Source organism: Pseudomonas sp. EpS/L25 (assembly GCF_001512295.1).
Taxonomy (GTDB): Bacteria; Pseudomonadota; Gammaproteobacteria; order Pseudomonadales; family Pseudomonadaceae; genus Chryseomonas.
In genome coordinates this window covers 213,348-228,969 of record NZ_LNUP01000002.1, presented here as the reverse complement: position 1 = coordinate 228,969, position 15,622 = coordinate 213,348, and the positions used below count along the sequence as shown (strand labels likewise).

Here is a 15,622-nt window from a genome sequence, read left to right as displayed (position 1 = left end):
GGCCTTGATCAGGTTTCTGCTGGACCAGGAGCTGCGCGTCGAAGAGCAGCTCGATCCCAATCTCACCGTGCTCCAGTATCTGCGCGAGCGCTGCGGCAAGACCGGTACCAAGGAAGGCTGCGCCTCCGGCGACTGCGGCGCCTGCACCGTGGTGCTGGCCGAGCCGGAGGGCGATCGGCTGCGCTATCGCACCGTCAACAGTTGCCTGACCTTCGTCGCGGCGCTGGACGGCAAGCAGCTGATCAGCGTGGAAGACCTCAGGCACCAGGGCCGCCTGCACGGCGTGCAGCAGGCCATGGTCGACTGCCACGGCTCCCAGTGCGGTTTCTGCACCCCGGGCTTCGTCATGTCGCTGTTCGCCTTGCAGAAGAACGTCGCCGCGCCGGATACCGCCGCCACCCACGAGGCCCTGGCCGGCAATCTCTGCCGCTGCACCGGCTACCGGCCGATCCTGGCCGCCGCCGAACAGGCCTGTGCCCGGCGCCAGCCGGACCAGTTCGATGCCCGCGAGCGCCAGACCCTGGAGCGCCTGCAAGCCCTGGCACCTGCGCCCGAGACCTGTCTCGAAGGTGCCGGTCGGCGCAGTCGCAGCCCCACCACCCTGGCCGAACTGGCGGCCCTCTACCAGGCGCATCCCGAAGCCCGGCTACTGGCCGGCGGCACCGACCTGGCCCTGGAAGTGACCCAGAACCATCGTCGCCTGGATACCCTGATCTACCTGGGCAACCTGCCCGAGCTTCGCGGCGTGACCATCAGCGACGACCTTATCGAGATCGGCGCCGCCACCCCGCTGGCCGACTGCGCCGCCGCCCTGGCCGCCGACTACCCGGACTTCGGCGACTTGCTGCAGCGCTTCGCCTCCCTGCAGATCCGCAACCAGGGCACCCTGGGCGGCAACATCGGCAACGCCTCGCCCATTGGCGACAGTCCGCCGCTGCTGCTGGCGCTCGGTGCCAGCGTCCTGTTGCGCCAGGGCGAGCGCCTGCGGGAGCTGGCCCTGGACGACTTCTTCCTCGACTACCGCAAGACCGCCCTGGAGCCCGGCGAATTCATCCAGGCGGTACGGGTGCCGCGGGCGCGCGAAGGTCTCGTCTTCCGCGCCTTCAAGGTGTCCAAGCGTCTGGACGACGACATCTCCGCGGTCTGCGCCGCCTTCGCCCTGGAGCTCGACCAGGGGCGGGTTGCGGCGGCACGTATCGCCTACGGTGGCATGGCGGCCATTCCCAAGCGCGCCGCTCATGGCGAGCAGGCGCTACTCGGTCAGCCCTGGACCGCCGCCGTCGTCGAACAGGCTGTCCAGGCCCTGGCTGACGACTTCGCCCCCCTCTCGGACTTCCGCGCCAGTCGCGAATATCGCCTGCTGACGGCGCAGAACCTGCTGCGCAAATGTCATCTGGAGACCACCCAGCCCACGCTCGCCACGAGGGTCACCGCCCATGTCTAGCAGCCTTCCCGTCCGTACCCCCGAGGAGATGGCCGCGGCCTTCGCCGCGGGCCTGGCCACCGGTGTCGGCAAGCCGCTCAAGCACGAGAGCGCCGACAAGCATGTGAGCGGCGAGGCGCTCTATATCGACGACCGCCTGGAATTCCCCAACCAGCTGCACGTCTATGCGCGCATGAGCGAGCACGCCCATGCGCGGATCAAACGCATCGACCTCTCGCCCTGCTACCAGGTACCCGGGGTGGCCCTGGCCATCACCGCCGCCGACGTACCCGGCCAACTGGACATCGGCGCCGTGCTGCCGGGCGATCCGCTGCTGGCCGACGGCGAGGTGCAGTACCTCGGCCAGCCGGTGCTGGCAGTCGCCGCCACCAGCCTGGACGCCGCCCGCCGCGCCGCCCAGGCCGCCCTCATCGAGTACGAGCCGCTGGAGGCCATCCTCGACGTCAAGGAGGCGCTGCGCCGCGAGCATTTCATCTCCCCCAGCCACCGCCACCACATCGGCGATGCGACCGCCGCCCTGGCCGCCGCGCCCCACCGCCTGCAGGGCGAGCTGGCCATCGGCGGCCAGGAACATTTCTACCTGGAAACCCAGGTGGCCTCGGTGATGCCCACCGAAGACGGCGGCATGCTGGTCTATTCCTCCACCCAGAACCCCACCGAGGTGCAGAAGCAGGTGGCCGAGGTGCTGGGCGTCGCCATGAACAAGGTCACCGTCGACATGAGACGCATGGGCGGCGGCTTCGGCGGCAAGGAGAGCCAGGCCGGGATGCCGGCGGCGCTCTGCGCGGTCTTCGCCCACCTCACCGGGCGCCCGGTGAAGATGCGCCTGCCGCGATTCGAAGACATGCACATGACCGGCAAGCGCCATCCTTTCCACGTCGAATACGACGTCGGTTTCGACGACGACGGCCGATTGCTGGGCATCCGCTTCGAACTGGCGGGCAACTGCGGCTACTCGCCGGACCTGTCCAACGCCATCATCGACCGCGCCATGTTCCATGCCGATAATGCCTACTTCCTCGGCAACGCCCAAATCACCGGCCACCGTTGCAAGACCCACCTGGCCTCCAACACCGCCTACCGCGGCTTCGGCGGCCCCCAGGGCATGCTGGCCATCGAGAACGTCATGGACGCCATCGCCCGCCACCGCGGCCTCGATCCGCTGGAGGTGCGCCGGCGCAACTACTACGGCAAGGAAACGCGCAACATCACCCACTACCACCAGATGGTGGAAGACAACCTGCTCGACGAGATGACCGCGGACCTCGCCGCCAGCAGTGACTACCAGGCCCGCCGCGAAGCCATCCGTGCCTTCAACCAGGGCAGCCCGGTGCTGAAGAAGGGCCTGGCGCTGACCCCGGTGAAGTTCGGCATCTCCTTCACCTCCTCCTTCCTCAACCAGGGTGGCGCCCTGGTCAACGTCTACACCGATGGCAGCATCCACCTGAACCACGGCGGCACCGAGATGGGCCAGGGGCTCAACACCAAGGTCGCCCAGGTGGTGGCCGAGGTCTTCCAGGTCGACATCGGCCGCATCCAGATCACCGCCACCAACACCGACAAGGTGCCCAACACCTCGCCCACCGCCGCTTCCAGTGGTACCGACCTCAACGGCAAGGCCGCGCAGAACGCCGCCCAGACCATCAAGGATCGGCTGATCGACTTCGCCAGTCGGCACTTCCACGTCGGGCCCGAAGAGGTCGACTTCCGCAACGGCCACGTCAAGGTGCGCGACCGGCTGCTGAGCTTCGAGGAACTGATCCAGCTGGCCTATGTCGGCCAGGTGTCGCTCTCCAGCACCGGCTACTACCGCACCCCGAAGATCCACTACGACCGCGACCAGGCCCGCGGCCGGCCCTTCTACTACTACGCCTTCGGCGCCGCCTGCTCCGAGGTGCTGATCGATACCCTCACCGGCGAATACCGCCTGCTGCGCACCGACATCCTCCACGACGTCGGTGCCTCCCTGAACCCGGCCATCGACATCGGCCAGGTGGAAGGCGGCTTCGTCCAGGGCCTGGGTTGGCTGACCATGGAAGAGCTGGTGTGGAACGACGCCGGCAAGCTGCTCACCGCCGGCCCCTCCACCTACAAGATCCCGGCGGTGAGCGATGTGCCACCGGACCTGCGGGTGCGCCTGGTGGAGAATCGCAAGAATCCCGAGGCCACCGTGTTCCACTCCAAGGCCGTGGGCGAGCCGCCCTTCATGCTCGGCATCTCGGTGTGGTGCGCCCTGCAGGACGCCGTGGCCAGCGTGGCCAACTACCGCTTCCACCCGGCGCTGGACGCTCCTGCCACTCCCGAGCGGGTGCTCTGGGGCGTCGAGCGGATGCGCCGCCTGGCCGCCGAGGTCCAGGCCGTGCCCACCCCCGCTACAGAGGAGCCGGCATGAGCTCGAAACGCGGATGGTTGGCCTTGCTGGCCGACTTCGAAACACGGGGCGAACCCTGCGTGCTGGTCACCGTGGCCGACGAACAGGGCTCCACGCCCCGTGACGCCGGCACCAAGATGCTGGTGGGTCGGACCGAGCAGCACCTGACCATCGGCGGCGGCCACCTGGAATACCGCGCCGTGGAGATCGCCCGGGAACTGCTCGCCGCCGGCACCCGCCAGCCGCGCCTGGAGCGCTTTTCCCTGGCCGCCAGCCTCGGCCAGTGCTGCGGCGGCGTGACTACTTTGCTGTTCGAGCCGCTGCTGGCCCAGGAGGTGCCGGTGGTGGTCTTCGGTGCCGGCCATGTCGCCCGCGCCCTGGTGCCCATGCTGGCCGGCTTGCCCTGCGCGGTGCGCTGGGTCGATTCACGGCCCCAGGAATTTCCCGATCCGCTGCCAGCTGGCGTGGAAAAGATCGTCACCGACGAGCCGGTCGACGAGATCGCCCGGATGCCGGCCGGGGCCTACTACATCGTCATGACCCATAACCATCCCCTGGACCTGGAGCTGACCGATGCCATCCTCGCCCGCGGCGACCATGGCTACTTCGGCCTGATCGGCTCCAAGACCAAGTGGGCCAAGTTCCGCCACCGCCTCAGTGCCCGTGGTCACGGCGCCGAGCGCCTCGCCACGGTACGCTGTCCCCTGGGCCTGTCCGAAGTCCAGGGCAAGCTGCCCCTGGAAATCGCCATCGCCGTGGCTGGCGAGGTCATCGCCCACTATGGCCGCCAGGCCCAGCAGGCGGATGCGCCGCTACGCCTGGTCACCGCCACTCCTAGTTAGTCGTTCATCATTCGAGATCGTTATGACCGCCATCGCCCACCGCGCCGCCCTGCTCCACAGCATCGCCGACCCGGCCGAGGTGGGGCTGGACGCCTCCTACGAATACCACGCCGACGGCCTGCTGCTGATCGCAGACGGCCGCATCCAGGCCATGGGTTCGGCCGCCGACTTGCTGCCCACCCTGCCCGTCGGCACCCAGGTCATCGAGCATCCCGACGCCCTGATCACCCCCGGTTTCATTGACACCCATATCCACTATCCACAGACCGGCATGATCGCCAGCTACGCCGAGCAGTTGCTGGACTGGCTGGACACCTACACCTTTCCTACCGAGGGCGCCTTCGCCGATCCGGCCAAGGCCGCCGAGGTGGCGGAGATCTTCGTCGGCGAATTGCTGCGTAACGGCACCACCACCGCCCTGGTGTTCGGCAGCGTCCATCCACAGTCGGTGGATGCCTTCTTCCAGGTCGTCGAACGCCTCGACCTGCGCATGATCGCCGGCAAGGTCATGATGGACCGTAACGCCCCGGACTATCTGCAGGACACCGCCGAGTCCGCCTATGCCGATAGCAAGGCGCTGATCGAACGCTGGCATGGCAAGGGCCGGCTGCACTATGCGGTCACCCCGCGCTTCGCACCGACCAGTACCCCCGAGCAGCTGGAAGCCGCCGGACGCCTCTTGGCCGAATACCCGGACGTCTATCTGCACACCCACCTCTCCGAGAACCTCAAGGAGATCGACTGGGTGGCGGCGCTGTTCCCGGAGCGTGCCAACTACCTGGACGTCTATGACCACTTCCAGCTGCTCGGCCCGCGCTCGGTGTTCGCCCACGGCATCCACCTCTGCGACGCCGAATGCCAGCGCCTGCACGACACCGGCTCGGCGGTGGCGCACTGCCCTACGTCCAATCTCTTTCTCGGTAGCGGTCTGTTCGACCTCCAGCGGATGGAAGCCTTCAAGGTCAACGTCGGCCTCGGCACCGATGTCGGCGCCGGCACCAGCTTCTCGCTATTGCAGACCCTCGGCGAGGCCTACAAGGTGCAGCAGCTGCGCGGTAACCGCCTGCATCCTTTCAAGTCGCTCTACCTCGCCACCCTGGGCGGCGCCCGCGCCCTGCGCCTGGACGACCGCATCGGCAGCCTGGCCCCCGGCCACGATGCCGACTTCGTGGTGCTCGACCTCAAGGCCACCCCGCTGCTGGACTACCGCCTGCAACAGTCCAGGAGCCTGGAAGAAACCCTCTTTGTCCTCACCACCCTCGCCGACGATCGCGTGGTACGCGAAACCCACGCCGCGGGTCGCCGAGTGCATAGCCGCGACGCCTGCCACCATCAGAAAACCGCGCAGCGTTTTCCACCGTGCAGCCCTGAACGCGAGGCGAAGGTGGATAAGGCTGCGCCGTTACCCACCCAACCTGCTCGTTCCTAGCGTTTTTTCAGTCTCGTAGCGTGGAAAACCGCGCAGCGTTTTCCACTGGCGGGCCCGCTGCCAAGGCGGATGAGGCTACGCCGTTACCCACCCTGAACAGGCTTTATCGGCGCGTTCGACTGATCAGGCGAGTTGCGCCAGCTGACCGCCCCGACGTTCCAGGGGCGCGAGCCCGGCCAGCGCCGCCGGCTCCTTGAGCACCGCAACGAAGGCTTCGCGGAAGGCCTTCATCTCCTCCGGCAAGCCGACGCTGACCCGCACCCAGGTCGGCCACGCCGGCCAGGTGCGGCCGATGATGATGTTGCGTTTGGCCAGCGCCGCAATCACCTGCTGGCCCGGATGGCCGGTGTCGACCATGAAGCACTTACCCTGGGAGGCCGTGCAGGCGAAGCCACGTTGGCGCAGCCAGGCGAGCGTCTCGTCGCGCGTCGCGGCGTTCTCCTTGCGCCGCTGCGCCACCAGCTGGCGATCCTCCAGGCTGGCGATGCCACCCAGCATGGCGGCGACCGGAATGGCGTTCTCACCACCGAACACCTCCAGCCTGGCCAACAGATCCGGCTTGGCGATGGCGAAGCCCAGCCGCGCCCCGGCCATGCCATAGAGCTTGGAGAAGGTCTGCAGGACCAGGACGTCATCATGCTGGACGGCAAGATCCATGCAGCTTTTCTCGTTGCTCAGATGGATATAGGCCTCGTCGATCATCACCACGCTGCCCTTGGGCCGATTGGCGATGGCGAACTCGATGCGCTCCCGCGCCGTGACGGTACCGGTGGGGTTGTTCGGATTGCAGATATAGATGAGCCCGGCCTGACTGTCGGCCGCGAGCATCGCGGGAATGTCATGGGCGTGGGCGGCGTCCAGCGGTACCTCGTGCACCGGTGCACCCTTGGCTTTGGCGGCCACCACGGCCGCTTCGTAGCTGGGATTGGCCACCACCAGACTACGGGGACCGGTGAAGGCCATCACCGCGTACTGGAGAGGCTCGCTGGAGCCGCAAAAGGCATGCACGTGATCCTTGGGCAGGCCGTGCTGGCTGGCGAACAGCTCGATCAGCCGCTCCTGGTATTCGAAGTGATAGCGCCCACTCAGAGCCGCACCCCGCTGCATGGCGGCCACAGCCTTGGGCGAAGGCCCCAGGGGATTCTCGTTGTAGTTGATCAGCACCTTTTCCCGCACGGGCGACACGGTCGCATCCGCGGCAGCCGGACGGGACCAGCCGACCAGCGGAACCACGGCGGAGGCCAGGGTGGCCAGGCTGACGAAGGAACGACGAGACATCTCGGACATGACTATTTCCTTGTATGACGATAACGCTGCGATGGATCGCCTTACCGTCATGCAAGGTACGGGCCTAACGATTAGCTAGCTATGCGATTTGCCCGTCGGTAGAGGTACCGACCCTTCAGCCGGATCACCCGGCAGGTCTTCATCTCGGCCGCCAGGTCGGCTTCCAGCGCTTCTGAACAGCGCTCACTGCAACGCTTGGGAAATGGCCGTCCGGCAACCCGAGACGACCGCATATCCTCTGCCGATGTCACTCCAGATGGGCGTCCTGGCTATAGTCCCCGCTACCTGACTCCCTACGAAAGGATGCGTAGATGCCCAGCCCTACCTATAGCGTGGTATTTTCCGGTCAGATCGCCGACGGTTTCGATCTGGAACAGGTCAAGCGACGTTTCGCCGATGTCTACGGCCTGAGCGCCGAGCGGCTGGAACAGCTGTTCAGCGCCAAGCCGGTCGTCATCAAGCGCGACATCGGCCGCAGGGAAGCCGAAGGCTACCTGCAGCGCCTGAACCAGATCGGTGCCCTGGCGCGCCTGGAAAGCTCGACGGGCGAACCCGTGAAGTCCCCTGCCAGTGCCCAGTCCGTGGCGGCCCCCGCTGCCTCGCTGACCCTCGTCCCCCAGCAACCGCCCGCAACGCCGATCCAGGCCTGCCGCCAGGTGCAGGACGACGAACCCCGCCGGCTCCCCCTCGAGTTCCATGGCCAGGGCGGCGAATTCTTCCGCATCTGGATCGTCAACCTGGTCCTCAGCGTCCTGACCCTGGGCATCTACTCGGCCTGGGCCAAGGTCCGCACCCTGAGGTACTTCTATGGCAACACCCGGCTGGACGGTAACGCCTTCGAATACCTGGCCGATCCGCGCGCCATCCTCAAGGGCCGCTTGCTGATGGTCGCCCTCCTGGCCGGCTACTACGTACTCAGCCTCTATGTCCCCCTGGTCAAGCCCTTCGCGGGCCTGGCGCTGCTGATCGCCACCCCCTGGATCGTGGTCCGCGCCCTGAGCTTCCATCATCACCATTCCGCCTGGCGCGGCGTACGCTTCGGCTTCGAGGCGCGCCTGGGTGAAGCCATCAAAGTGTTCATCGGCTGGCCGCTGCTAGGCGTGGTTACCCTCGGCATTCTCTATCCCGTCGCGGTACAAAGACAGCAAGCCTTCATCGCCAGCCACAGCCGCTTCGGCACCCAGGGCTTCAGCTTCCAGGCCGGCGTCGGGCCCTACTACCGCATGGTCCTGGGCATCATCGGCCTGGTCGTGCTCGGCATGATCGCCAATGTCGCCCTCTCGCTGACCGGCTCGCCCAGCGCGTCGATCATCGTGCTGCTGCTGACCTACCAGCTGATCTTCGTCTACGTGAAGGTCACCCTGACCAATCTGTACTACCGCAGCACCCGCGCCGGGGTCGTCCGCCTGGGCGCCCACTACGGCCTGGCCTCCTACAGCCTGCTGGTCCTGACCAACCTGGTCGGCATGCTGCTGACCCTGGGCCTGTTCTACCCCTGGGCCCGGGTCCGTACGGCACGCTACGCCGCCGAGCACATCACCCTGGAGGCCGAGGGCGACGTCGAGGCCTTCATCGCCGATCAGCGCAGTGGCGCCTCGGCCACCGGCGGCGAAGCGGCCGAACTGTTCGGTGTGGACCTGGGGCTGTGACGCCAGAGCTGCCAGGCTGGTTCTTCGACGGCAGTACCTCCCGGCGCATCCCTGCGCGCCTGGAGGTGGATGCCGGCCAATGGGCCGTGACCGCGGACGACGGGCAACTCCTGGCCGGCCCTAGTCCGGTGACGGCGGTCAAGCTGTCTTCCCGCCTGGGCAACACCCCGCGCTTTCTCGACTTTCCCGGCGCCGGCCGCTTCGAGACCTCGCACAACGACGCCATCGACGAGCTGCTGCGGGGTACCGACGCGCACCAGGGCCTGGCCTATCGCCTGGAATCCAGCTGGCGACTGGTCCTGTTGTCGCTGGTCCTGGCGATCGCCTTCGCCTGGGGTGGTATCCGCTACGGCATTCCGGCCCTGGCCGAGACCCTGGCCTTCCGCCTACCCGCCAGCGTCGGCACCCACCTGGGCGACGGCACCCTGGCCCTGCTCGACCGCGCGGCGCTCAAGCCTTCCGCCCTGCCCGCTGCCCGCCAGCAAGCCTTGCGCGCACGCTTCCTGGCCTTCGCCCAGGCGACGGACCCCAGTCTCACGGTGGACATCCAATTCCGCGACGCCGCCCGCAGCCTGGGCGCCAATGCCCTGGCCCTGCCCTCGGGCACCCTGGTCTTCACCGATCAACTGGTGAGTCTCGCCGACCACGACGACGAGCTGCTTGCCGTGCTGGCCCATGAACTCGGCCACCTCGAGCGCCGACACGCCCTACGCCACGTGTTGCAGAGTTCAGGCCTGGGGCTGGTCATCCTGGTGGTCACCGGTGATGTCTCTTCGATCAGCGCCAGTGTCTCGGCCATCCCGGTCGTGCTCGCCGAGCTGGGTTACTCCCGCGCCTTCGAATACGAGGCGGATCGCTACGCCGCCCAGGCGCTGGCGGCGCAGAACATTCCGGCCAGCCGGCTGACCGCCCTGCTCGAACGCCTCGAGCGGGCCAGCGACTGTCACGGTAAAGACCAGGAATGTCCCGCAGCCTCGCCCGACGGCCGCTGGGCCGGCTATCTCTCCACCCATCCCAGTACCGCTGAGCGCCGCCAGGCCCTGCAGTGACCCAATAAAAAGCCGCCCCGAAGAGCCATGGCCTTGAATCCGGCGCTTGGGGCAATGGACAGGTGCCACTCTTACGGCGATGCTCCGACTGTAGGAGCAACCGTCTCATCGTAGGGATACATCACGTAGCGTGGAAAACGGCGTAGCCTTTTCCACTGGAGAATTGTGGCGAGGAGGCTCCCTCTCCCCGACCCTCTCCCGCGGGGAGAGGGAGCTATCCAAGCAGGCGTTCAGGGCCATCAGCCACGGCAAGAGCACCCTGAACCGGCGTGACTCCCTGTAGGAGCGGCCGCACCGGCGGACCGCCATGGCCGCGATAAAGCAGCAACGATAGAGGACCAGGTCGTAGCCCTGAAAAGCCAGACATTGGCCAGATGCCGATCAGTTGAGGAAAAACGCCGCGTTCTCGTGAAGAAAACGCGGCGTTTTTTGTGCCTACCCGGGCGACTGGCAGTGTGAAGGCGGCGATCAGCACCTCGACTGACAGGCATCACCCTGGATAGCGTCTCGTCTTGGCAGGAACCGACTCAGCTGCTGCGATAGCGCTCCAGCCAATGGGCATAGGGCGCCGGCAGCACCCAGGAGGGCTTGTCGACGCCCAGGGCCTTGGCCGCATGGTAGGGCCAGTGCGGATCGGCCAGGTGGGCGCGGCCCACCATCACCAGGTCCAGCTGTTCGTCGGCCACCACCTGGTTGGCCAGGGCCGGGGTGTCGATGTTCCAGGCCGAAGCCACCTTCAGGCCGGTGGCCTTGCGCACCTGCTCGGTGATGGGGGCCAGCAGGCCCGAGCCCCAGGGGATGTTGGCGGTCGGGGTGGAGAAGCCGATGCTGACGCTCAGCAGGTCGAGGCCTTCGCGCTTGAAGCCCTGGGCCAGCTCGATGGACTCGGCCAGCGTCTCTTCGTCGCGACCGTCGTATTCGATCACGCCGAAACGAGCGGTCAGCGGCAAATGCTCCGGCCAGACCTTGCGCACCGCGGCCAGGGTTTCCAGCAGGAAGCGGCTGCGGCCGGCCAGATCGCCACCGTACTGGTCGTCACGCTGGTTGGAGTGCACCGAGAAGAAGCTCTGCGCCAGGTAACCATGGGCGAAGTGCAGCTCCAGCCACTCGAAGCCGGCTTCATAGGCACGCTTGGCGGCATCGACGAAGTCCTGGCGGACCCGGGCGATGTCGTCCAGGGTCATGGCCTTGGGTACCTTGGGCAGGTTGGCACCGAAGGCCACGGCGGACGGAGCGATGGTGTCCCAGCCACGGCTGTCGGCGGCGGCGATGTGGTCGTCACCTTCCCAGGGACGGTTGGCGCTGGCCTTGCGGCCGGCATGGGCGATCTGGATGCCCGGCACGGAACCGGCCGCCTTGATCGCCTTGACCACCGGCACGAACGCCTGGGCGTGAGCATCGGACCAGATACCGGCGCAGCCGGGGGTGATGCGGCCTTCCGGCGATACCGCCGTGGCCTCGACGATGACCACGCCGGCACCGCCCCGCGCCAGGCCCGCGTAGTGCACCTGATGCCAGTCGTTGATCACGCCATCGACGGCACTGTATTGGCACATGGGCGGAATGGCGATGCGGTTGCGCAGCGTCACGTCCTTGAGGGTGAAGGGTTGGAACAATGCGGACATCTGAGCGGTCTCCAAGGGAGTGACTGTTGGTTCGTTAATTCGATACTAATCGAACATAGCATGATCGCCAACCCCCGGTGTATGATTGGCCCATGCGCCCTTTCAAACATCCCAGTCCCGATGAATTCTCCCTTGAGCGCCTGTTCCACGCGCTCAGCGATCCGGTACGCCTGGATATCGTCCGCTACCTGGCCCGGGTGACCGAAGCCACCTGCGGCGAGCTGGATGGCGGTCGCCCCAAGTCCAGCATGTCCCACCACTTCCGCGTCCTGCGCGATGCTGGCTTGGTGCACACCCGCAACGCCGGCACCACGCACATGAACCAGCTGCGGCGGGCGGATCTGGATAGCCGCTTCCCCGGTCTGCTCGATGCCATCCTGGCGCAGTCGTCGATACCGGTCGGCGAACCTGCCTGACGCGGATCCCCTGCGCGAGCCTGAACCCTCGTTCATTCGATCTGGCCGCACAGGTCTGCCGCAGCCCCAGCCACGACCGCCGCGTCCTGGTGCACGCCCCGTCCTTTCGTCGCCTCGCTCCTGACCCAAAAGTAGCTGGTGCGCCTCCTCTGGCTCCGTCGAATCACGACTGGAAATCCGCGGCGATCCAGCGGCAACAAGCCCTCTACGACCATCCTTTCCCTCCTGGCGACAGCGCTGGCGCGCACGCTTGTCATTACCCGGAAATTCCTCTATCACGAGGCTGGGGGAACTCCCGACGGCATTTTCCCCTCTTCCCGGTATGAAGGTTGCAGCAGTCGTTGGCAGCGCCTATCCAGGGTGCTGCCGGGAGGTGGGCTATGGGCAGGAATTGGGGATTGGCCAGTGCCTTGGTCGGCGTCGCGGCGCTGCTCGCCCTGGTACCCAGCCCCGAACCCATCGCCGAAGCGCGAGGTATCCAGCGGGTGATCGCTTTCGGCGATAGCCTCATGGACTGCGGCACCTTCGGCCACATCTACGCCACCAACCCCGGACGCACTTATCCCCAGGAAATCGCCGAAGCCTACGGCATCGAACTCGGCCCCAACCGACAGGCGGAAGGCTACGGCCACGAGGGTACGGTCGATACCGATGGCCTCTGCTACGCCGAAGGCGGCGCCGTGACCGGCAGCTTCACCGAGCCGGGTTTCGACCACAACGAAGCGCCCCTCGCCTTTTCCCAGCAGATTCGTAACTTCGAGATGCAGCACGGCCGCTTCCGCCAGCAGGATCTGGTGCTGGTGCAGATCGGCGGCAATGACATCATCGGCCCCTTCTACGACAAGAAGCTCAGGGCCGCGCTGATGGCCGATGCGCCGCTGCCCCCGGACATCCGCGAGCAGGTCGAGGCCCGAATCCGGCATACGGCGATGAACGAGGTCAAGCTGCTGCGCTACCTGCTCAGCCTCGGCGCCCAGCGGTTGGTGGTCCTCAACAACACCGACTACGGCAAGGCGCCCTATCTCGAGCCCTGGACCGAGCAGGTGGCGCAGCGCAATCACGACCTGGTCAAGCTCTACAACGAGACCCTGCAGGCCAATCTGCCAGCCGGCGACCGTCTGCTGCTGGTGGACGCCTACCGGGTGATGGAAGAAGTCTTCGCCCATTACGGCAACTACGGCTTTACCCATGCCGAGGGCGATGCCTGCCTGCCCGGCCGGGAGTTCTGCGACCCGGACAGCTATGTCGAGCCGGGTGCCGACCAGGCCTACATCTTCGGTGCGCGGGGGCATTTCGCCAGCCGCACCCACAGCATGCTGGCCCAGGTGGTGCTGGAACGCATCGCCCAGACCTGGCCCGACAGCGCTGCCCACGACAAGCCGCTGCTGATGACCGCGCGCCTGTCGACCGAGCCGATCTACCACTGAGCCGACGCCCCAGGCTGGTGCCCACCACGCCCGCCCGCACCACGACGAAGCGGACTCGACTAGCTTCCTCGGTAAGTCGAGTAGCTGTAGGGCGAAACCAGCAAAGGCACGTGATAGTGCGCAGTGGCATCGGCAATGCCGAAACGCAGGATCACCGTGTCGAGAAAGGCCGGCTCGTCCAGGTCCACGCCCCGCTGCCGATAGTAATCCCCCACGTCGAACTCCAGCTCGTAGTAGCCAGGCTGGAAGGTCTCGCCCTGTAGCAGCGGCGCGTCGCTGCGGCCGTCGGCGTTGGTGCGCAGTTCCCCCAGCGCCTGCCGGGCACCTTCGGCCAGGCGATACAGACGCACGACGATACCTGCGCCTGGACAGCCCGCCGCGGTATCCAGGACATGAGTCGTCAGGTAACCGGAAGAAGACGAAACGGACATCGGCAAGGCTCCTGCAGGAAAGATCACCCAGCCTAGCAGCTTTCTCGCCGCCGATTGTATACAGCCCAAGCTATCCGGCGACGCCCCCCATCGCGTCCTTTCAAGGCCCCTTTCGCGATCTGACCGGTCAGACCAGTTAGGCAAGATTCTTGCTGGGACTCGGCAAAGGTCTCCAAACATTGTATACAAAACGTCTCGACCGCCAGGATGCCCCTCCATGACCTATCCCCGTGATCTCATCGGCTACGGCGCCCAGCCGCCTCACCCCCGCTGGCCGGGTAACGCCCGCATCGCCCTATCCTTCGTGCTGAACTACGAAGAGGGCGGCGAGCGCAATATCTTGCATGGCGACAAGGAATCCGAGGCCTTCCTTTCCGAGATGGTCGCCGCCCAGCCGCTGCAGGGTGTGCGCAACATGGCCATGGAATCGCTTTACGAGTACGGCAGCCGCGCCGGCGTCTGGCGCATCCTCGAACTGTTCGCCAAGCACCAGGTGCCCCTCACCGTCTTCGCCGTGGCCATGGCCGCCGAGCGCCATCCCGAGGTCATCCGCGCCATGGTCCAGGCCGGCCACGAGATCTGCAGCCACGGCTATCGCTGGATCGACTATCAATACATGGACGAGGCCGAGGAGCGTGCCCACCTGCAGCGCGCCATCGAGATCCTCACCGAGCTGACCGGCGAGCGCCCCCTGGGCTGGTACACCGGCCGCACCGGCCCCAACACCCGGCGCCTGGTGATGGAGGAAGGCGGCTTCCTCTACGACAGCGACACCTACGACGACGACCTGCCCTACTGGGAGCCCGACACCCCCACCGGCAAGCCGCACCTGGTGATCCCCTATACCCTGGACACCAACGACATGAGATTCACCCAGGTGCAGGGCTTCCATACCGCCGAACAGTTCTTCCAGTACCTCAAGGACGCCTTCGACACCCTCTACGAGGAAGGCGCTACGGCACCGAAGATGCTCTCCATCGGCCTGCATTGCCGGCTGATCGGCCGCCCCGGGCGCCTGGTGGGCCTGAAGCGCTTCCTGGAATACGCCCAGCGCCACGAGGGCGTCTGGTTCGCTCGCCGGGTGGACATCGCCCGTCACTGGTACCAGGAGCATCCGCCGGCATGAGCAGCTTCCAGACCCTGACGCCCAGCCAACTGGACCGCGCCGCCTTCGTCGCGGCCTTCGGCGGCATCTACGAACACTCCGCCTGGGTCGCCGAGCGCGCCTTCGACGAGGGCCAGCCGCTGCCGGATGCCATCGAGGCCCTGCACCAGCGGCTGTCCGCCCAGGTGGCCCGGGCCAGCCACATCGAGCAACTGGCGCTGATCCAGGCCCACCCGGATCTCGCCGGTCGCGCCGCCCTGGCCGGTGAGCTGACCGCCGCCAGCACCAGCGAACAGGCCGGCGCCGGCCTGGATCAATGCAATGCCGACGAACTGGCCCGCTTCACCCGCTACAACGACGCCTACCGCGAAAAATTCGGCTTCCCCTTCATCATGGCGGTGAAGGGCAGTAACCGACACCTGATCCTCGCGGCCTTCGAGGAGCGCCTGCCCAACACTCCGGAGCAGGAATTCCAGCGCGCCCTGGCCGAGATCGACCGCATCGCCCTCTTCCGTCTCCAGACCCTCTGACCTCAGTCCGAATACGA

At 66.6% G+C, this 15,622-nt stretch carries 12 protein-coding genes and 1 pseudogene; 10 read left to right on the top strand and 3 right to left on the bottom strand.

What is annotated here, in order from left to right; all coding sequences use genetic code 11:
• The first annotated feature begins 4 nt into the window (after positions 1-4).
• From xdhA to guaD, 4 genes and pseudogenes are all read left to right on the top strand, one after another.
• A complete protein-coding gene (xdhA, locus tag AR540_RS02290; RefSeq protein ID WP_059226236.1) occupies positions 5-1,444 on the top strand; it encodes a xanthine dehydrogenase small subunit in 1,440 nt (479 codons plus the stop codon).
• On the top strand, positions 1,437-3,836 hold the full coding sequence (gene xdhB / locus AR540_RS02285) for a xanthine dehydrogenase molybdopterin binding subunit (protein WP_059226235.1): 2,400 nt from the start codon (positions 1,437-1,439) through the stop codon (positions 3,834-3,836). Before xdhA ends, xdhB begins: the two co-directional genes overlap by 8 nt.
• Complete coding sequence (gene xdhC / locus AR540_RS02280; protein WP_059226234.1) at positions 3,833-4,657, top strand: xanthine dehydrogenase accessory protein XdhC; 825 nt, start codon at positions 3,833-3,835, stop codon at positions 4,655-4,657. The genes xdhB and xdhC overlap by 4 nt, the downstream gene beginning before the upstream one ends.
• A gap of 22 nt (positions 4,658-4,679) precedes the next feature.
• Positions 4,680-5,978, top strand: a pseudogene (gene guaD, locus AR540_RS02275) (guanine deaminase); the annotation flags it as partial.
• Positions 5,979-6,209: 231 nt separating this feature from the next.
• Here the strand turns inward: guaD and ptaA are convergent.
• The gene (gene ptaA, locus AR540_RS02270) at positions 6,210-7,373 is read right to left on the bottom strand and encodes a pyoverdine biosynthesis transaminase PtaA (protein WP_059226233.1); all 1,164 of its coding nucleotides are present in this window, start codon (positions 7,371-7,373) and stop codon (positions 6,210-6,212) included.
• A gap of 311 nt (positions 7,374-7,684) precedes the next feature.
• Here ptaA and AR540_RS02265 point away from each other — a divergent pair, with 311 nt between their 5' ends.
• The gene (locus AR540_RS02265) at positions 7,685-9,022 is read left to right on the top strand and encodes a YjgN family protein (RefSeq protein WP_059226232.1); all 1,338 of its coding nucleotides are present in this window, start codon (positions 7,685-7,687) and stop codon (positions 9,020-9,022) included.
• Entirely contained in the window at positions 9,019-10,071 is a 1,053-nt protein-coding gene (locus AR540_RS02260; RefSeq protein ID WP_082706884.1) for a M48 family metallopeptidase, read from the top strand. The genes AR540_RS02265 and AR540_RS02260 overlap by 4 nt, the downstream gene beginning before the upstream one ends.
• Positions 10,072-10,598: 527 nt before the next feature.
• Here the strand turns inward: AR540_RS02260 and AR540_RS02255 are convergent.
• Positions 10,599-11,696, bottom strand: a complete 1,098-nt coding sequence (locus AR540_RS02255; protein ID WP_059226231.1) for an NADH:flavin oxidoreductase/NADH oxidase — start codon at positions 11,694-11,696, stop codon at positions 10,599-10,601.
• Positions 11,697-11,788: 92 nt separating this feature from the next.
• Here AR540_RS02255 and AR540_RS02250 point away from each other — a divergent pair, with 92 nt between their 5' ends.
• Both AR540_RS02250 and AR540_RS02240 read left to right on the top strand, forming a co-directional pair.
• The gene (locus AR540_RS02250; RefSeq protein WP_059226230.1) at positions 11,789-12,112 is read left to right on the top strand and encodes an ArsR/SmtB family transcription factor; all 324 of its coding nucleotides are present in this window, start codon (positions 11,789-11,791) and stop codon (positions 12,110-12,112) included.
• Between the two features lie 398 nt (positions 12,113-12,510).
• The gene (locus AR540_RS02240; protein ID WP_177339180.1) at positions 12,511-13,539 is read left to right on the top strand and encodes an SGNH/GDSL hydrolase family protein; all 1,029 of its coding nucleotides are present in this window, start codon (positions 12,511-12,513) and stop codon (positions 13,537-13,539) included.
• A gap of 59 nt (positions 13,540-13,598) precedes the next feature.
• On the opposite strand, the gene uraH is transcribed toward AR540_RS02240, so the two are convergent.
• Positions 13,599-13,970 (bottom strand): hydroxyisourate hydrolase, encoded by a 372-nt coding sequence (uraH, locus tag AR540_RS02235; RefSeq protein ID WP_059226227.1) that lies wholly within the window; start codon positions 13,968-13,970, stop codon positions 13,599-13,601.
• A 217-nt stretch (positions 13,971-14,187) separates the two neighbouring features.
• Here uraH and puuE point away from each other — a divergent pair, with 217 nt between their 5' ends.
• Together puuE and uraD are read left to right on the top strand one after the other, a co-directional pair.
• Complete coding sequence (gene puuE, locus AR540_RS02230) at positions 14,188-15,096, top strand: allantoinase PuuE (RefSeq protein WP_059226226.1); 909 nt, start codon at positions 14,188-14,190, stop codon at positions 15,094-15,096.
• On the top strand, positions 15,093-15,605 hold the full coding sequence (uraD, locus tag AR540_RS02225; RefSeq protein WP_059226225.1) for a 2-oxo-4-hydroxy-4-carboxy-5-ureidoimidazoline decarboxylase: 513 nt from the start codon (positions 15,093-15,095) through the stop codon (positions 15,603-15,605). The genes puuE and uraD overlap by 4 nt, the downstream gene beginning before the upstream one ends.
• The last annotated feature ends 17 nt before the right edge of the window (positions 15,606-15,622 follow it).